Raw genomic sequence first — 18,064 nt, 5'->3', positions numbered from 1 at the left:
CCGCGAAGAGGCCGACAAGGCCACCGCCACAGCCCTGCAGTCCCGCCACTAAATCAACCCCCCACACCTTCGTCTGACAGTTACCGCTCGACTGCCAGGACACCGCTCGACATGAATGCCGACCAAACGCTCAAGCTCGCCCGCCGCTTCATCGAACTCAGCCCCGACAAGCGCCGCCTGTTCCTCAAGGCGCTGCAGGGCGAGGGCATGGATTTTTCCGTGCTGCCGATTGCGCCCGGGGTAGAGGTGGCCGAGCGTGACCAGCTGTCGTACGCCCAGCGGCGCATGTGGTTCCTCTGGCAGCTCGACCCGCAAGGCGCGGCGTATAACCTGCCCATGGCCGTGCGCCTGAATGGCTCGCTGGATCTGGCCGCCCTGCAGCACGCCTTCGATGCCCTGGTGGCCCGCCACGAAACCCTGCGCACCCGCTTCGTCGCCGACGGCGATGACGTGCGCCAGCAGGTCGAGGCCAGCGCCGCCCCGTTGCAGCTGCACCAGGATGCCCTGGCCGGCCTGGACGAGGGCGCCCGTCAGGCCGCCATCGAAACCATCGCCGAAGCCGAAGCCCTGGCCCCCTTCGACCTGGCCAGCGGCCCGCTGCTGCGTGTGCGCCTGCTGCAACTGGCGGCAGAGGAGCACATACTGCTGCTCACCCTGCACCACATCGTCGCCGACGGCTGGTCGATGAACGTGCTGATCGACGAATTCCTGCACCTGTACGACGCCGCCGTGGCCGGCAGCGAAGCCCGCCTGGAACCGCTGCCGATCCAGTACCGCGACTACGCCCTGTGGCAGCGCAGCTGGCTCCAGGCCGGTGAGCAGGAGCGCCAGCTGGCCTACTGGCAGGCGCGCCTGGGCGATGACCATTCGCCGCTGGAGCTGCCACTGGACCGCAGCCGCGAGGGCCGCCCCAGCTATCGTGGCGCGCGTCACGAGTTCCCCATCGCCGCAGATGTCGTCGAACGGCTGCGCGGCCTGGCACGCAAGCATAACGTCACCCTGTTCATGGTCCTGCTGGCCGCCTTCAAGCTGCTACTGCAGCGCTACAGCGGCCAGTCGGCGATCCGTGTCGGCGTGCCCATCGCCAACCGCAACCGCGCCGAAAGCCAAGGGCTGATCGGCTGCTTCATCAATACCCAGGTATTGCACACCGAAATCGACCCACTGCTGGACATCACCGGCCTGCTCCAGCGCGTGCGCGAAACCGCCCTAGGCGCGCAAAGCCACCAGGACCTGCCGTTCGAGCAACTGGTAGAAGCCCTGGACCTGCCGCGCAGCAGCGAGAGCCCGCTGTTCCGTGTGCTGTTCAACCACCAGGCGCAGGTGGCGGATGTGCAGGCCATCGAGACCCGCTCCGGTTTGCACCTGGCGCCGGTCAACCTGGCAAAGCACAGCGCCCGCTTCGACCTGGCGCTGGACACCCATGAGCGAGCGGGGCAACTGCACGCAGCGTTCACCTATGCGACCGACGTGTTCGATACGGCCACCGTCGAAGCCCTTGGCGAGCAGTGGCTGGCCCTGGTGCAGGCATTGGCCGACGAAGCGGGTGGCGCAGTCGGCGAGCTGCCATTGCCAGGCCTGGCCCCTGCCATTGGCGCGCCTGCGCAGGCTGACGCAACGCTGCTGGTTCACCAGCGTTTTGCCTCGGCCGCCAGCCGCCACCCCGAACGCACGGCGGTGATGGCTGCGGGCGAGCAGGCCAGCTTCGCCGAACTCGATGCCCGCGCCGAAGCAATTGCAGGCCGGCTGGTGGAAGCCGGAGCAGGGCCGGACACACTGGTCGGCGTGCTGGCCGACCGCAGTGTCGGCATGCTCGCCAGTATCCTCGGCGTGCTCAAGGCCGGTGGCGCCTACCTGCCACTGGAGCCCGAGCAGCCGGCCGAACGCTTGGCCTACATGCTCGCCGACAGCGCTACGCGCCTTGTACTGGCGCCCGGTAACTGGCAGGCCGAACTGCCCGAGGGCGTGCAGCGCCTGGACTGGGCGCAAACCGGCAGCGGCAGCGCCGCCCGCATCGCCCCGGCGCCGGCCAACCTGGCCTACGTGATCTACACCTCCGGCACCACCGGCCAGCCCAAGGGCGTGGCGATCAGCCATGGCGGCCTGGCCAACTACGTCGAAGGCATCGCCGCACGTTTGCCGCTCGAGCGCATCCGTAGCATGGCCCAGGTCTCGACCCCGGCTGCCGACCTCGGCCACACCATGCTGTTCGGCGCCTTGTGCGGCAGCCACACCCTGCATTTGCTGCTACGCGAGCAGGTGCTGGATGCCGAAGGCTTCGCCGCCTACCTGACCGAGCACCAGGTAGACGCGCTGAAGATCGTACCGTCGCACCTGGAGGCCATGTTGGTGGCTGGCCGCTCGGCGCTGCCGGCCCAGTGCCTGGTGCTCGGCGGCGAGGCCATCAGCCCGAGCCTGCTGGGCAAGGTCCGCAACCTGGCCCCGGCGCTCAAGGTGTTCAACCACTACGGCCCGACCGAGACCACCGTCGGTGTGCTGGTCGCCGAACTGAACGGGCAGGCCAGCCTCGGCCAGCCACTGGCCAACACCCGCGTCGCGGTGCTCGACCGCTGCCTGCAACCCCTGCCGGCCAAAGCCAAGGGCGAGCTGTACATCGGTGGCGCCGGCCTGGCCCGTGGCTACCTGAACCGCCCGGCACTCACCGCCGAGCGCTTCGTTCCCGACCCGAACGGCCACGGCCAGCGCCTGTACCGCAGCGGTGACTGGGTTCGCCAAGGCAGCGACCTGCAGTTCGCCGGGCGCATGGATGGCCAGGTCAAGGTCCGTGGCTATCGCGTGGAACTGGCCGAAATCGAAAACCAGCTGCGTGCCCTGGGCGGTGTCGCCAATGCCCTGGTGCGCGTGCATGGCCAAGGGCCGCAACTGCAACTGGCTGCCTGGCTGGTGCCCGTTCAGATGCCGGCCGACAGCCTGGCCTGGCAGGAATCGATCCGCGCCAGCCTCAAGAGCCTGCTGCCCGAGCACATGGTGCCGACCCACCTGATGGTGCTGGAGCACCTGCCGGTCACGGTCAACGGTAAGGTCGATGTCAAGGCACTGCCGGAACCCGCCGCCACCCAGGTGGCCTATCAAGCGCCGCAGACCCCGCTGCAAACGCAATTGGCACAGATTTGGGCGCAAGTCCTGCAAGTACCGCAGGTAGGCCTGGGCGACAACTTCTTTGCCCTTGGCGGCCATTCGCTGCTGGCCACCCAGGCGGTATCGCGGATACGCAAGCAATTGGGCGTGGATATTCCGCTGCGCAGCCTGTTCGACACCGTCGACCTGCAGGCCTTCGCCCAGGCCGTGGCCGAAGGCGAGCAGGGCGCAGGCCTGGACATCGAAATCCTCGATCGCCAGCAACCGCTGCCAGTGTCCCCCTCGCAGAACCGCCAGTGGCTGTTCTGGAAGCTCAACCCCGAAAGCCTGGCCTACAACACGCCGATGGCCGTGCGCATGCAGGGCCACCTCGACCACTGCGCCGTGGAGGCAGCGCTGGATGCCTTGGTGGCCCGCCACGAATCGTTGCGCACGGTGTTCGTCGAGGCCGACGGCCTGCCTTGGCAGCGCATCCTGCCGGCTGCCACGGTACCGATCGGTTTCGAAGACCTCAGCGGCCAGGACCACGCCGCGCAGATGCGCAAGCTGGAAGCTGAAGCCTTCGTCCCGTTCGACCTGGAGCACGGCCCGCTGCTGCGCGCACGCTTGTTCAGGGTGCATGCGCAGGAGCACCTGCTGTCGCTGACCTTGCACCATATCGTCTCCGATGGCTGGTCGATGAGCCTGCTGGTGCGCGAGTTCGCCGCCGCCTACAACGCCGCCGCCACGGGCCAGGCGCAAGCCGTCGAGCCGCTGCCGGTGCAGTACGCCGACTTCGCCGCCTGGCAGCGCAAGTGGCTGGCCGAGGGGCAGATGCAGGCGCAGATCGACTACTGGAAGGCCCGCCTGGAAGACGACTTCGAAGTGCTGGAACTGCCTGCCGACCGCATTCGCCCGCAGGTCAAAAGCTACCAGGGCAGCCGCTTCGACGTGCGCCTGCCACAGGCCCTCACCGAGCGCCTGCGGGCACTGGCGGTGGCATCCAACGCCACATTGTTCCATGTGTTCCTGGCGGCCTATGCCATCGTGCTGTCGCGCTACAGCCGCAAGGGCACGCTCAACATCGGTGTGCCGGTCACCAACCGCAACCGCCTGGAGCTTGAAGGGCTGATCGGCTTCTTCATCAACGTGGTCGTGGCTCGTATCCGTGTCGATGGCAGCCAGCCGTTCTCGCAGCTGCTGGCGGCGATCAAGGAGACCACCCTGCAGGCCCAGGCCAACAAGGATGTGCCGTTCCTCGAAGTAGCCGAGGCGCTGTATCCGGAGCGTGACCAGGGTGTGAACCCGATCTTCCAGGTGCTGTACAACCACCTGCGCGACCTCGGCGAGCAGGTGTCCAGCGATGCCCTGCACGGCCTGCAGGTCAAGGAAGTGGACCTGCTGGAGCCGGGCGCGCAGTACGACATATCGCTCAACACCCTGGAGCGCTCCGATGGCGTGACGGCCTCGTTCAACTATTCCACCGACCTGTTCGATGCCGCACGTATCGAGCGCATGGCCGGGCATTGGCAAGCACTGCTGGAAGCCATCTGCGCCGAACCACAATGCTGCATTGCCGAGCTGGACTTCCTTGGCAGTAGCGAACGCCAGCAGCTGACCCACGGCTGGAACCCGGCGCCCCAGGCTGGCAGCGGCTTGTGTGCGCACCAGCTGCTGGCGCGACAGGCCCACGAGCGGCCGGATGCGCTGGCGCTGATCTTCGACGACCAGCAGATGACCTACGCCGAACTGGACCGCAGCAGCAACCAGCTGGCTCACCGCCTTCGGGCGCTGGGTGTGGGGCCGGACTGCCTGGTTGGCGTGGCTGTCGAGCGCGGCCTGGGCATGGCCCTGGCGCTGATCGCCATTCACAAGGCGGGTGGCGCCTATGTGCCGCTGGACCCGGACTACCCGCAAGAACGCCTGGCCTACATGGTCGAGGACAGCAATATCGGCCTGCTGCTGGCCGATGCGCCCTCGCGTGAGCGCCTGCAATTGGGCAAGCAACTGCCCTGCGTGGTACTGGAGCCGGGCACCGAGTGGCTGCAAGCCTGGCCCGCCGAACCGCTGGCCAACCTGGCGGCACCGCACAACCTCGCCTACGTCATCTACACCTCCGGCTCCACCGGCATGCCCAAGGGCGTGGCCATCGACCACCAGGCCCTGTCGCTGTTCTGCCAGGTGGCCGGCGACTATTCGCGCCTCACCCCGAGCGATCGCGTGCTGCAGTTCGCCACCATCAGCTTCGATGGCTTCATCGAGCAGTTCTTCCCGCCGCTGGCCCAGGGCGCCTGTGTGGTGCTGCGCGACCTGCGGCTGTGGGACACCGCCACCCTGCTGGACGAGATCAACCGCCACGGCGTGACTGTGGCCGACCTGCCGGCGGCCTACTGGCGCCTGCTGGCGCTGGAGCGCCGCGCCCCCGAGGCCTATGGCCGGCTGAAGCAGATTCACGTGGGGGGAGAAGCGGTGCCGGAAGATGCCCTGCGCGCCTGGCTGGCCGATGGCCCGCCAGCAGTGCGCCTGCTGAACACCTACGGCCCGACCGAAGCCACCGTGGTCGCCACCACCTACGATTGTTCGCAGATGACCGTGGAGCAGATCAGCCTGGGCGGCGTACCGATCGGCCGTGCCTTGCCGGGGCGTACCCTGCATGCTCTGGACGATGGCCTGGCGCCGACACCGGTGGGCGTGCCCGGCGAGCTGTTCATCGGCGGGGCAGGGTGCCTGGCGCGCGGTTATCACCAGCGGCCGTCACTCACCGCCGAGCGTTTCATCCCCGACCCGTTCGACCCGGTTGGCGGTGGCCGCCTGTACCGCACCGGCGACCTCGGGTGCTACGACGAAAACGGCCAGCTGGCCTATCGCGGCCGGGTCGACCACCAGGTGAAGGTGCGCGGCTTCCGTATCGAGCTGGGCGAGATCGAGCAGTACCTGCGGGCGCACCCGGACGTTCGCGAAGCCACCGTGCTGGCCATCGACCTGCCCGGTGGCAAGCAGCTATGCGCCTATGCGGTGCCGGCCGAAGGCTACCGCGGCGATCTGCGCCAGGCCCTGAAGCAGTACCTCAAGGCCAGCCTGCCGGACTACATGATCCCGGCCTACCTGGTGACCCTGCCGAGCATGCCGCTGACCCCCAGCGGCAAACTCGACCGCAAGGCGCTGCCGCTGCCCGACCCGAACCAGCCACAGCATGACTACCAGGCGCCGCAGACCGAGCGGCAGCAGCAGCTCGCGAACATCTGGGCGCAGTTGCTTAACGTTGCCCGGGTCGGCCTGAGCGACAACTTCTTCGAGCTGGGCGGCCACTCCTTGCTGGCGGCCCAGGCAGTGTCGCGGATCAACGTCGAGCTTGGGCTGGACATACCCCTGCGGCTGATCTTCAGCCACCCCGAACTACGAGCGTTCGCCCAGGCACTGGACGAGCAGGGCCTGTCGCTCTCCGACGATGGCCTGAGCGATATCGAACACATGATGAATGCATTCACAGAGGCCTGACATGGAACTCACTGCCGCACAACGTATCGCCCAACGTTTCGTTGGCCTCCCTGTGGAGCAACGCCAGCAGATCCTGGAAAAGATGCAGGCCACCGGCCAGAGCTTCCGCCTGCTGCCCATCGTGCCCGCGCGCCAGGGCCTGGCGCGTATTCCGCTGTCGTACGCCCAGCAACGCCTGCTGTTTCTCTGGCAGCTGGAGCCCGACAGCCCAGCCTACAACGTGCCGATGGCGGTACGCCTGAAGGGCGCGCTGGACCAGGCAGTGCTGCAGCAGGCGCTGGATGCGCTGGTGCAACGCCACGAATCGCTGCGCACGCGCTTTGCCTCGGAGGAGGGCGAGTTCTACCAGGAAATCCTCGAGCACTGCCCGCTGGCGCTGGAATTGCTGATGCTCGACGGTGCCGTCGATGAGACAGCGCTGAGCGTGGCCGTGGACGCCGCCCTCAAGCAGCCCTTCGACCTGCTGAGTGGCCCGCTGCTGCGGGTGACCCTGCTGCGCGTGGCCGCCGATCACCACGTGCTGGCGCTGAGCATGCACCACATCATCTCGGACGGCTGGTCCAGCGATGTGCTGGTGCAGGAATTCATCCAGCTGTACAGCGCCCTGGCCGAAGGCCGGCAGGCCGAGTTGCCGGCCTTGCCGATCCAGTACGCCGACTACGCCATCTGGCAGCGCGCCTGGCTCGAGGCAGGTGAAGCGCAGCGCCAACTGGCCTACTGGCAGGCCCAGTTGGGCGGCGAGCAGCCGGTGCTGAGCCTGCCGCTGGACTTCGAGCGCCCGGCCACGCCCAGCCAGCGTGGCGCGGTGGTGCGTGTGGACATCGGCGCCGAACAGGCCGAGGCCCTGCGCAGCCAGGCGCGCAAGGGTGGCCACACGTTGTTCGTGTTGGTACTGGCGGCCATGGCGGTGGTGCTGTCGCGCTACAGCGGCCAGGCCGACATCCGCATCGGCGCCCCGAACGCCGGGCGCAACCGCAAGGAGCTGGAAGGCCTGATCGGCTTCTTCATCAACACCCAGGTGCTGCGCGTGCAGGTGGACGAGCGCGCCACCTTCGCCGCACTGCTGGAGCAGGTAAAAGACGTGATCGGCGGCGCCCAGTCGCACCAGGAGCTGCCGTTCGAGCACCTGGTCGATGCCTTGCTGCCCGAGCGCAACCTGGCCCACAACCCGCTGTTCCAGTTCAAGATCAACCAGCACGTGGCCGCCAGCGATGCAGGGCGCAAGCGCCTGGGCGCGCTGGAGGTGGAAGGCTTTGCCCGTGACGGCGGCGATGCCCGCTTCGACCTGGCGTTCGACTTCTCGGACAAGGCCGACGGCATCGAAGGCTATTTCACCTACGCCAACGACCTGTTCGAGCAGGCCACCATCGAACGCATGGCCGCTTCGCTGCGCCAGGTGCTGGATGCGCTGATCCGCGACCCGCAGCAGGCGATCGTCGACAGCCCGCAATTGGCGACGCTGCTGCCGGCGGCCACGCAGGCCTACCCGCACGGCAACTTCCTCGCTTTGTGGCGCCAGGCAATGGCGCAAGGCCAGGCCCACGGCGGTGTGCGTGCCGGTGACCGGTTCATGACCCAGGCCGGGCTGGAGGCGGCGTCCAACCGCCTGGCCGACTACCTGCGCCAGCACGGCGTCGGTGCTGGCAGCATCGTCGCCCTGTGCCTGCCGCGCTCCATCGAGTGGGTCGGCGCCTTGCTCGCGGTGCTCAAGACCGGCGCCGCCTACCTGCCGCTGGACACCCAGCAACCGCAGGAGCGCCTGCAACAACTGATTGCCGACAGTGGCGCCGCCATACTGCTGCATGAGCCGGGCGACCAGCGCTTCGCCGGCCTGGACGGCGTGCAGCGGATTGCCTGCGATCACACCGCCTGGGCAACCTGCAGCGACAGCCCGGTCGAGGTGGCCATTGCCGCCGAGCAACCGGCCTATCTGATCTACACCTCGGGCTCGACCGGCCAGCCGAAAGGCGTGGTGGTCAGCCACGGGGCGCTGGCCAGCTACACCCAGGCGGTGCTGGAGCGCCTGCAACTGCCGGCCGCGGCGAGCATGGCGATGGTGTCCACCACCGCGGCCGACCTGGGCCACACCGTGCTGTTCGGTGCCCTGGCCTCGGGCCGCCTGCTGCACCTGCTGCCACAGGAACTGGCGTTCGACCCGGATGGCTTCGCCAGCTACATGGCGCAGCACCAGGTCGGCGTGCTCAAACTGGTGCCGAGCCACCTGCAAGGCTTGCTGCAAGCGGCCCGCGCCGCCGATGTGCTGCCCGCCGAGGCATTGATCCTGGGTGGTGAGGCATGCAGCTGGGGCCTGTTGGAAAAAATCCGCGAACTGCGCCCGGCCTGCCGGGTCATCAACCACTACGGCCCGACCGAAACCACTGTCGGCGTGCTCACCTTCGAGCCGGGGCAGCCGCTGCCAGGTTGCCGCACGGTGCCGGTCGGGCGCCCGCTGGGCAACGCCTGCGCCCAGGTGCTGGATGGCTACCTCAACCCGTTGGCGGCGCAGGTGCCCGGTGAGCTTTACCTGGGCGGGCAGGGTGTCGCTCAGGGCTACCTGGGGCAGCCCGCATTGACCGCCGAACGCTTCGTGCCGACCGAGGGTGGTGCCCGCCTGTACCGCACCGGCGACCGCGCGCGGCTGACTGCCGATGGCCTGGTCGAGTTCATCGGCCGTGCCGACGACCAGGTGAAGATCCGCGGCTATCGCGTGGAGCCAGGTGAAGTCGGCCGGGTGCTGGCCGGCCTGCCTGGTGTCAACGAGGCCGTGGTACTGGCCTTGCCATTGGAGGGCGATGCCGAGCGCTTGCAGCTGGTGGCCTACGGGGTGGCCGATGCAGGCGTGACCGTGCAGCAACTGCAGGCGCAATTGCAGGCACGCCTGCCGGACTACATGGTGCCGGCGCACATACTGCTGCTGGAGCGCCTGCCACTGACCGCCAATGGCAAGCTCGACAAGCGCGCCTTGCTGGCACCGGGCGCGGTCAGCCGTGGCTATGTGGCGCCGCAAGGCGATATCGAGGAGAAGCTGGCTGCAGTGTGGGCCGATGTGCTCAAGCTGGAGCAGGTCGGCAGCACCGACAACTTCTTCGAACTGGGCGGCGACTCGATCCTCAGCCTGCAGATCATCGCCCGGGCCAAACGCCAGGGCATCCGGATCACCCCCAAGCAGCTGTTCGAACAACAAACCATCGCCCAGCTGGCCCAGGTAGCCAAGCGCATCGAGGCCAAGCAAGCGGTTGCGGCCGCAGCCATGGACACCGCCACCAGCGGCGAGTTGGCATTGCTGCCGGCCCAGGCGCGTTTCTTCGAGATGGAGATCGCCCAGCCGGCGCATTGGAACCAGTCGGTGCTGCTCAAGCCGGCCAGCCCGGTGCAGGTGCAACACCTGCAGGCAGCCCTGCGCGCCGTGGTCGAGCAGCATGATGCCCTGCGCCTGCGCTTCAGCCGTGGCGAAAGCCAGTGGCAGGCGCGCTTCCAGCCGCTGGACAATGCGCCACTGCTGCACCAGCGCAACCTGGCAGCACTGAGTGAACTGGACGCCGCCGGCAACCAGGTGCAGGCCAGCCTGGACCTGGAGCACGGGCCGCTGCTGCGTGCCGAACTGTTCGATTTCGCCGATGGCCAGCAGCGCCTGCTGCTGGTGGTCCATCACCTGGTGGTCGACGGTGTGTCGTGGCGGGTGTTGCTGGAAGACCTGCAAGCGGCCTACCGGCAATTGCTGAACGGCCAGGCCGTGAGCCTGCCCGCCAAGACCACCTCGGTGAAGACCTGGGCCGAGCGCCTGGCCAGCCATGCCGGCAGCCCCGCATTGCAAGCACAGCGCGACTACTGGCTGCAGGCGCTGGCCGGCGACCACGCCGAACTGCCGCGTGACAACCCGCTGGGCAGCCTGGCCAACACCCATGCCCGTACCGCCGCCACACGGCTGGATGCCGAGCGCACCGCCAAACTGCTGAAACAGGCCCCGGCGGCCTACCGCACGCAGATCAACGACCTGCTGCTGACCGCGCTGGCGCGCACCCTGTGCCAGTGGAGCGCACAGGACAACGTGCAGGTACTGCTGGAAGGCCATGGCCGCGAAGACCTGTTCGACGACCTCGACCTCAGCCGCACCGTGGGCTGGTTCACCAGCCTGTTCCCGGTGCGTCTCACACCCGGCCAGGACCTTGGCCAGTCGATCAAGGCGATCAAGGAACAACTGCGCGGCGTGCCGGACAAAGGCCTCGGCTACGGCCTGCTGCGTTACTTCGGCGATGCTGAAGTGCGTGACCAGCTCGAGCGTGCCGCCCAGGCTCGTGTCACCTTCAACTACCTGGGCCAGTTCGATGCCAGCTTCGATGCCGAGGCCGGCGCCCTGTTCACCCCGAGTGGGGAAAGCGCAGGCCGTACCCAATGTGCCGGCGCGCAGCTGGGCAACTGGCTGAGCATCACCGGCCAGGTGTACGGCGGCGAGCTGTTCCTGGAGTGGACCTACAGCGCCGACGTTCATCACCCGGCCACCATCGAGAAGCTGGCCCAGGCCTACGGGCAGGCCTTGGCAGAGCTGGTCGAGCACTGCTGCGATGCGCGGCACCAGGGCGTGACGCCGTCGGACTTCCCGCTGGCCGCGCTGACCCAGGCGCAACTGGACAGCCTGCCGCTGGAGGCCGGGCAGATCGCCGATGTGTACCCGCTGTCACCCATGCAGCAGGGCATGTTGTTCCACACCCTTTACGACCAGCAGGCCGGTAACTACATCAACCAGCTGCGCGTGGATGTGGAGGGGCTGGATGTGCAGCGGTTCCGTCAGGCCTGGCAGGCCACGCTCGATGCCCACGACATCCTGCGCAGCGGTTTCATCCTGCAAGGCGAACTGGAGCAAGCCGTACAGGTGGTTCGCAAGGCCGTCGAACTTCCATGCAGCGAGCATGACTGGCGTGGCCAGCCGGCGTTGGAGCAGGCATTGCAGACCCTGGCCGAGGGTGAGCGCCAGCGCGGTTTCGACCTTGCTGCCGCGCCGCTGCTGCGCCTGGTACTGGTACGCACGGGCGATACCCGCCACCACCTGATCTACACCAACCACCACATCCTGATGGACGGCTGGAGCACCTCGCGCCTGTTGGGCGAAGTGCTGCAGCGCTATGCCGGCCTGGCGCCGCAGGCCCAGGCCACGCACTACCGCGACTACATCGCCTGGCTGCAGGGCCAGGACGCGGCCGTTGCCGAAGCCTTCTGGAAAGCCCAGCTTGCCGCCCTGGACGAGCCGACCCGCCTGGCCCTGGCCATCGCCGGCAGTGCAGGCACAAGCGGTAGCGGTCATGGCGACCACCGCCTGGCCTTCGACCCTGAGCAGACCGCACGCATCGAAGCCTTCGCCCGGGCCAACCGGGTCACGGTCAACACCCTGGTGCAATCGGCCTGGCTGCTGCTGTTGCAGCGCTGCACCGGCCAGGCCAGCGTGTGCTTCGGTGCCACTGTCGCCGGCCGCCCGGCAGACTTGCCGGGGGTAGAGGAACAGATCGGCCTGTTCATCAACACCTTGCCAGTGATCGGCGCCCCGCGTGCCGAGCAGACCGTGGCCGAGTGGATCGGCCTGGTGCAGGCCGGCAACCTGGCCGTGCGCGAGTTCGAGCACACCCCGCTGTACGATGTTCAGCGCTGGGCGGGGCAGGGCGGTGACGCCTTGTTCGACAGCATCCTGGTGTTCGAGAACTACCCGGTGGCCGAGGCGCTGCAACAGGGCGCGCCCGGTGGCCTGCGCTTCGGCGATGTGGCCGTGCAGGAGCAGACCAACTACCCGCTGACCCTGGTGGTGGAACTGGGCACCACGCTGTCGATGCAGTACAGCCATGACCGTGCGCTGTGGAGCGACGAGAGCATTGGCCGCCTGGCTGGCTACTTTGCCAACCTGCTGCAGGCGCTGGTGGAGAATGCTGACGCGGTGGTTGGCGAGCTGCCAATGCTGGGCCTGCCAGAACAGCGACAGATGGTCGAAGGCTGGAACGAAACCCAGGCGACCTACCCGGACGAGCGCAGCATTCACCAGCTGATCGAAGCCCAGGTGTTCGCCACCCCGGATGCCCCGGCGCTGACCTTTGGCCAGCAGACCCTGAGCTATGCCGAGCTCAACCGCCGTAGCAACCGGCTGGCGCACAAGCTGCGCGAGCAGGGCGTGGGGCCGGATGTGCTGGTGGGCATCGCCATGGAGCGCAGCCTGGAGATGGTCATCGGTTTGCTCGGCATCGTGAAGGCCGGCGGCGCGTATGTGCCGCTGGACCCGGAATACCCCCAGGATCGCCTGAGCTACATGTTCGAGGACAGCGGCATCGCCTTGCTGCTGACCCAGTCGCACCTGCATGAAGCCCTGCCGATCCCGGCCGGCCTGCGCAGCCTGGACCTGGATACCGAGAACTTCGACGGCTACAGCGATGCCAACCCGAATGTCGACGTGGCCCCGCTGAACCTCGCCTACGTGATCTACACCTCCGGCTCCACCGGTCGCCCGAAAGGTGCTGGCAACAGCCATCAGGCGCTGGTCAACCGCCTGTGGTGGATGCAGAAGGCGTACGGCCTGGACGCCAGCGACAGCGTGCTGCAGAAAACCCCGTTCAGCTTCGACGTGTCGGTGTGGGAGTTCTTCTGGCCGCTGCTGACCGGGGCACGCCTGGTCATGGCCCAGCCCGGCGCGCACCGCGACCCGCAGTTGCTGGTCGAAACCATCAACCATTACGGCATCAGCACGCTGCACTTCGTGCCGTCGATGCTGCAGGCGTTCATGACCCACGAAGCGGTCGAAAGCTGCGTCAGCCTCAAGCGCGTGGTGTGCAGCGGTGAAGCGTTGCCGGCCGAACTGGCCCGCCAAACCCTGCAACGCCTGCCGGCGGCGGGCCTGTACAACCTGTACGGCCCGACCGAGGCGGCGATCGACGTGACCCACTGGACCTGCCAGCCGGACGAAAGCATCAGCGTGCCGATCGGCCAGCCGATCGACAACCTCAAGACCCACATCCTCGAAGGCAGCCTGCAACCGGCGGTGCGCGGCAGTGCCGGCGAGCTGTACCTCGGTGGTGTCGGCCTGGCCCGTGGTTACCACCAACGCCCGGCGCTGACCGCCGAACGCTTCGTGCCGGACCCGTTCAGCGACAACGGCGGTCGCCTGTACCGCACCGGCGACCTGGCGCGCTACCGCGTCGATGGCGTGATCGACTACGCCGGGCGCATCGACCACCAGGTGAAGATCCGCGGCCTGCGCATCGAGCTGGGCGAGATCGAGGCGCGTCTATTGGAGCTGCCGAGTGTGCAGGAAGCCGTGGTGCTGGCCCAGGACGGGCCAAGCGGCAAGCAGCTGGTGGGCTATGTGGTGCCTGCCGACAGCACGCAAGACGAAGGCGCGTTGCGCGACAGCCTGCGCGAGGCGCTGAAGGCCGGCCTGCCGGACTACATGGTGCCGGCGCACCTGCTGCTGCTCGGCAAGCTGCCGGTGACGCCGAACGGCAAGCTGGACCGCAAGGCCCTGCCGCAGGCGGATGCCAGCCAGTCTCAGGGTGAATACATCGCCCCGCAGAGCGCGCTGGAGCAGCAGATCGCGGCGATCTGGGCGGATGTGCTGAAGCTGGAGACGGTCGGCCTGGGTGACAACTTCTTCGAGATTGGCGGGCACTCCTTGCTGGCCACCTCGGTGATCGTGCGCATCCAGGAGCAGGTGGGGGTAGTGGCCGAATTGAAAGAACTATTCGAGTTCCCGGTGCTGGCTGACTTCAGTCGTCAACTGGAAGCCAGGACGCCCCTGGTCGATTCCACCCAGGACCAGTTGGCCAGATCCCTGGCGCTGCTCGATAGTCTGAGCATGGAAGAGCTCGATGAACTGATTTCCTGACCTGATGTGATCTGTGCATGTGGGTAAACCCTTTCCCATAGATATGAGGCATTCCTTCAGCTGGTGGGGTCCCTGTGGGAGTGGGCATGCCCGCGAAGCAGGCGACGCGGTGGATGGCACCGGCTGCGCCGGTGTTCGCGGGCGCGCCCGCTCCCACAGGTACAGCGCAGGTTTCCGAGTCCCACAGGGGCCCTGCCAATTCAATGAGTTATGTGCAGTGCCATGGGAAGTGGGTTCGGTGCAGGTTTCAGGGTCACGCTGTACCTGCACCGGGCGCTGCCTCCACCGAATTTCCATCTAAATCCATGCCACCACTCAACCGTCTAACTACGGAGGAAATTGATGAGCTGATTTCTTAGGAGATTCCCTGTGCAAGAGCTGCTCGATACGGTCGTATCGTTGTCCACCCAAAAACGTAAGGCGTTGGCAGCCTTGCTCAAGAAACAAGGCGTGAACCTGTACGGTGTCACGCCGATCTTCCCGAGGGATCCTGCAGAGCCGGTGCTGCTTTCCTACGCTCAGCAGCGCCTGTGGATACTGTCGCAATTGGGCGAGGTGGGCAGCGCGTACAACCTCTCGTCCGTCTTGCGTTTCAAAGGCCACCTGGATACCCAAGCCCTGCAGCGCAGTTTCGAGGCCCTGATCAAGCGCCACGAAACGCTGCGTACCACCTTCCGCCTGGAACGGGAACAGGCGGTTCAGGTGATCCACCCACATGTCCCTTTCGAACTGGCCGTTGAAGTGCTGGTGCAGGCCGATGACAGCTACCTGCGTCAGCGTGTCGAGGCCGAAGCCCACCTGCCTTTCGACCTGCAGCAGGGCCCGCTGTTGCGTGTGCGCCTGTTGCGCCTGGCAGCAGACGAACATGTGCTGGTGCTGACCCTGCACCACATCGTCTCCGACGGTTGGTCGATGCCGGTAATGGTCAACGAGCTGGTGCAGCTCTACCACGGCTACAGCCAGGGCCAACCCGTGGAGTTGCCGACACTGCCGGTGCAGTACGCCGATTACGCCACCTGGCAGCGCAACTGGATGGAGGCCGGCGAGCAGGAAAAGCAACTGGCCTACTGGACCGCGCAACTGGGAGAGGAGCAGCCCGTGCTGGCGCTGCCCACCGACCGCCCGCGGCCCGCCGTGAGCAGTCATCAGGGCGCACGGATAAAGGTCGCGTTGGACCAGCAACTGGCCGGGGCGCTCAAGCAGCTGGCCCAGCAGCAGGGCGTGACGCCGTTCATGCTGTTGCTGGCCAGCTTCCAGACGCTGCTGCACCGCTACAGCGGCCAGCCAGATATCCGCGTCGGTGTACCGGTTGCCAACCGCAACCGGGTCGAGACCGAGCGCCTGATCGGCTTTTTCGTCAACACCCAGGTGCTACGGGCCGAGTTCGACCTGCAGATGACCTTCATTGACCTGCTGCAGCAGGTGAAGCAACGCGCACTGGGCGCCCAGGCCCATCAGGACCTGCCGTTCGAGCAGTTGGTCGAGGCCTTGCAGGTCGAGCGTAACCTGGGCCACAGCCCGCTGTTCCAGGTGATGTTCAACCACCAGACCCAGGCCAAGGGTGAACGTGTTGGTTTGCAAGGGCTGCAGATGGAAGAGCTGGTCTGGGACAACCATACCGCCAAGTTCGACCTGGCCCTGGATACCTTCGAGCACGAGCAAGGCATTGGCGCGGCACTGACCTACGCCACCGACCTGTTCGACGCCGCGACGATCGAGGGCATGGCCCGGCATTGGCTGAACCTGCTGCAGGGGATCGTATGTGAACCTGGGCAGCGGGTTGCCGACCTGCCGCTGCTGGACGAGCCTGAACAGCACATCATCATGCGCGGCTGGAACGCCACCGAAGCGGACTACCCGGCAGGGCAAAGCATCCATCAGCTCATCGAAGCCCAGGTCCTCGCCACCCCGGATGCCCCGGCGCTGACCTTTGGCCAGCAGACCCTGAGCTATGCCGAGCTCAACCGCCGTAGCAACCAGCTGGCGCACAAGCTGCGCGAGCAGGGCGTGGGCCCGGACGTGCTGGTGGGCATCGCCATGGAGCGCAGCCTGGAGATGGTCATCGGTTTGCTCGGCATCGTGAAGGCCGGCGGCGCGTATGTGCCGCTGGACCCGGAATACCCCCAGGATCGCCTGAGCTACATGTTCGAGGACAGCGGCATCGCCCTGCTGCTGACCCAGTCGCACCTGCACGAAGCCCTGCCGATCCCGGCCGGCCTGCGCAGCCTGGACTTGGACACCGAGAATTTCGACGGCTACAGCGATGCCAACCCGAATGTCGACGTGGCCCCGCTGAACCTCGCCTACGTGATCTACACCTCCGGCTCCACCGGTCGCCCGAAAGGTGCTGGCAACAGCCATCAGGCGCTGGTCAACCGCCTGTGCTGGATGCAGAAGGCCTACGGGCTGGACGCCAGCGACAGCGTGCTGCAGAAAACCCCGTTCAGCTTCGACGTGTCGGTGTGGGAGTTCTTCTGGCCGCTGATGACCGGCGCGCGCCTGGTCATGGCCCAGCCCGGCGCGCACCGCGACCCGCAGTTGCTGGTCGAAACCATCAACCACCACGGCATCAGCACGCTGCACTTCGTGCCGTCGATGCTGCAGGCGTTCATGACCCACGAAGCGGTCGAAAGCTGCGTCAGCCTCAAGCGCGTGGTGTGCAGCGGTGAAGCGTTGCCGGCCGAGTTGGCCCGCCAAACCCTGCAACGCCTGCCGGCGGCGGGCCTGTACAACCTGTACGGCCCGACCGAGGCGGCGATCGACGTGACCCACTGGACCTGCCAGCCGGACGAAAGCATCAGCGTGCCGATCGGCCAGCCGATCGACAACCTCAAGACCCATATCCTCGAAGGCAGCCTGCAACCGGCGGTGCGCGGCAGTGCCGGCGAGCTGTACCTCGGCGGTGTCGGCCTGGCCCGTGGTTACCACCAACGCCCGGCGCTGACCGCCGAACGCTTTGTGCCGGACCCGTTCAGCGACAACGGCGGGCGCTTGTACCGCACCGGCGACCTGGCGCGCTACCGCGCCGATGGGGTGATCGACTACGCCGGGCGCATCGACCATCAGGTGAAGATCCGCGGCCTGCGCATCGAACTGGGCGAGATCGAGGCGCGTCTATTGGAGCTGCCGAGTGTGCAGGAAGCCGTGGTGCTGGCCCAGGACGGGCCAAGCGGCAAGCAGCTGGTGGGCTATGTGGTGCCTGCCGACAGCACGCAAGACGAAGGCGCGTTGCGCGACAGCCTGCGCGAGGCGCTGAAGGCCGGCCTGCCGGACTACATGGTGCCGGCGCACCTGCTGCTGCTCGGCAAGCTGCCGGTGACGCCGAACGGCAAGCTGGACCGCAAGGCCCTGCCGCAGGCGGATGCCAGCCAGTCTCAGGGTGAATACATCGCCCCGCAGAGCGCGCTGGAGCAGCAGATCGCGGCGATCTGGGCCGATGTGCTGAAGCTGGAGAGGGTTGGCCTCGACGACCATTTCTTCATGCAGGGAGGGCACTCTCTGCTGGCAGTTTCGGTGATTGCCCGCATTCGTCAGCACCTGGGGCTGGACGTGCAGTTGCTTACCCTGTTCGAGGCTCCGGTGTTGAGGGACTTTGCCAAACGTGTCGAGCACGGTGAACGGGCACAGGCTGCT

General features: G+C 67.0%; 2 protein-coding genes and 1 pseudogene. All 3 read left to right on the top strand.

All coding sequences use genetic code 11. The features are described 5' to 3' along the window. The first annotated feature begins 111 nt into the window (after positions 1–111). Positions 112–6,576 (top strand): non-ribosomal peptide synthetase, encoded by a 6,465-nt coding sequence (locus tag GEV38_RS20295; RefSeq protein WP_054573778.1) that lies wholly within the window; start codon positions 112–114, stop codon positions 6,574–6,576. A gap of 1 nt (position 6,577) precedes the next feature. Then, entirely contained in the window at positions 6,578–14,431 is a 7,854-nt protein-coding gene (locus tag GEV38_RS20290) for a non-ribosomal peptide synthetase (protein WP_054573779.1), read from the top strand. A gap of 369 nt (positions 14,432–14,800) precedes the next feature. Beyond that, positions 14,801–18,025 (top strand): annotated as a pseudogene (locus GEV38_RS28080) (amino acid adenylation domain-containing protein); the annotation flags it as partial. Positions 18,026–18,064: the final 39 nt, after the last annotated feature.

The sequence above is a fragment of the Pseudomonas sp. 13159349 genome, from assembly GCF_013305685.1.
Taxonomy (GTDB): domain Bacteria; phylum Pseudomonadota; class Gammaproteobacteria; order Pseudomonadales; family Pseudomonadaceae; genus Aquipseudomonas; species Aquipseudomonas asiatica.
This window is presented reverse-complemented; position numbering and strand designations above follow the sequence as displayed.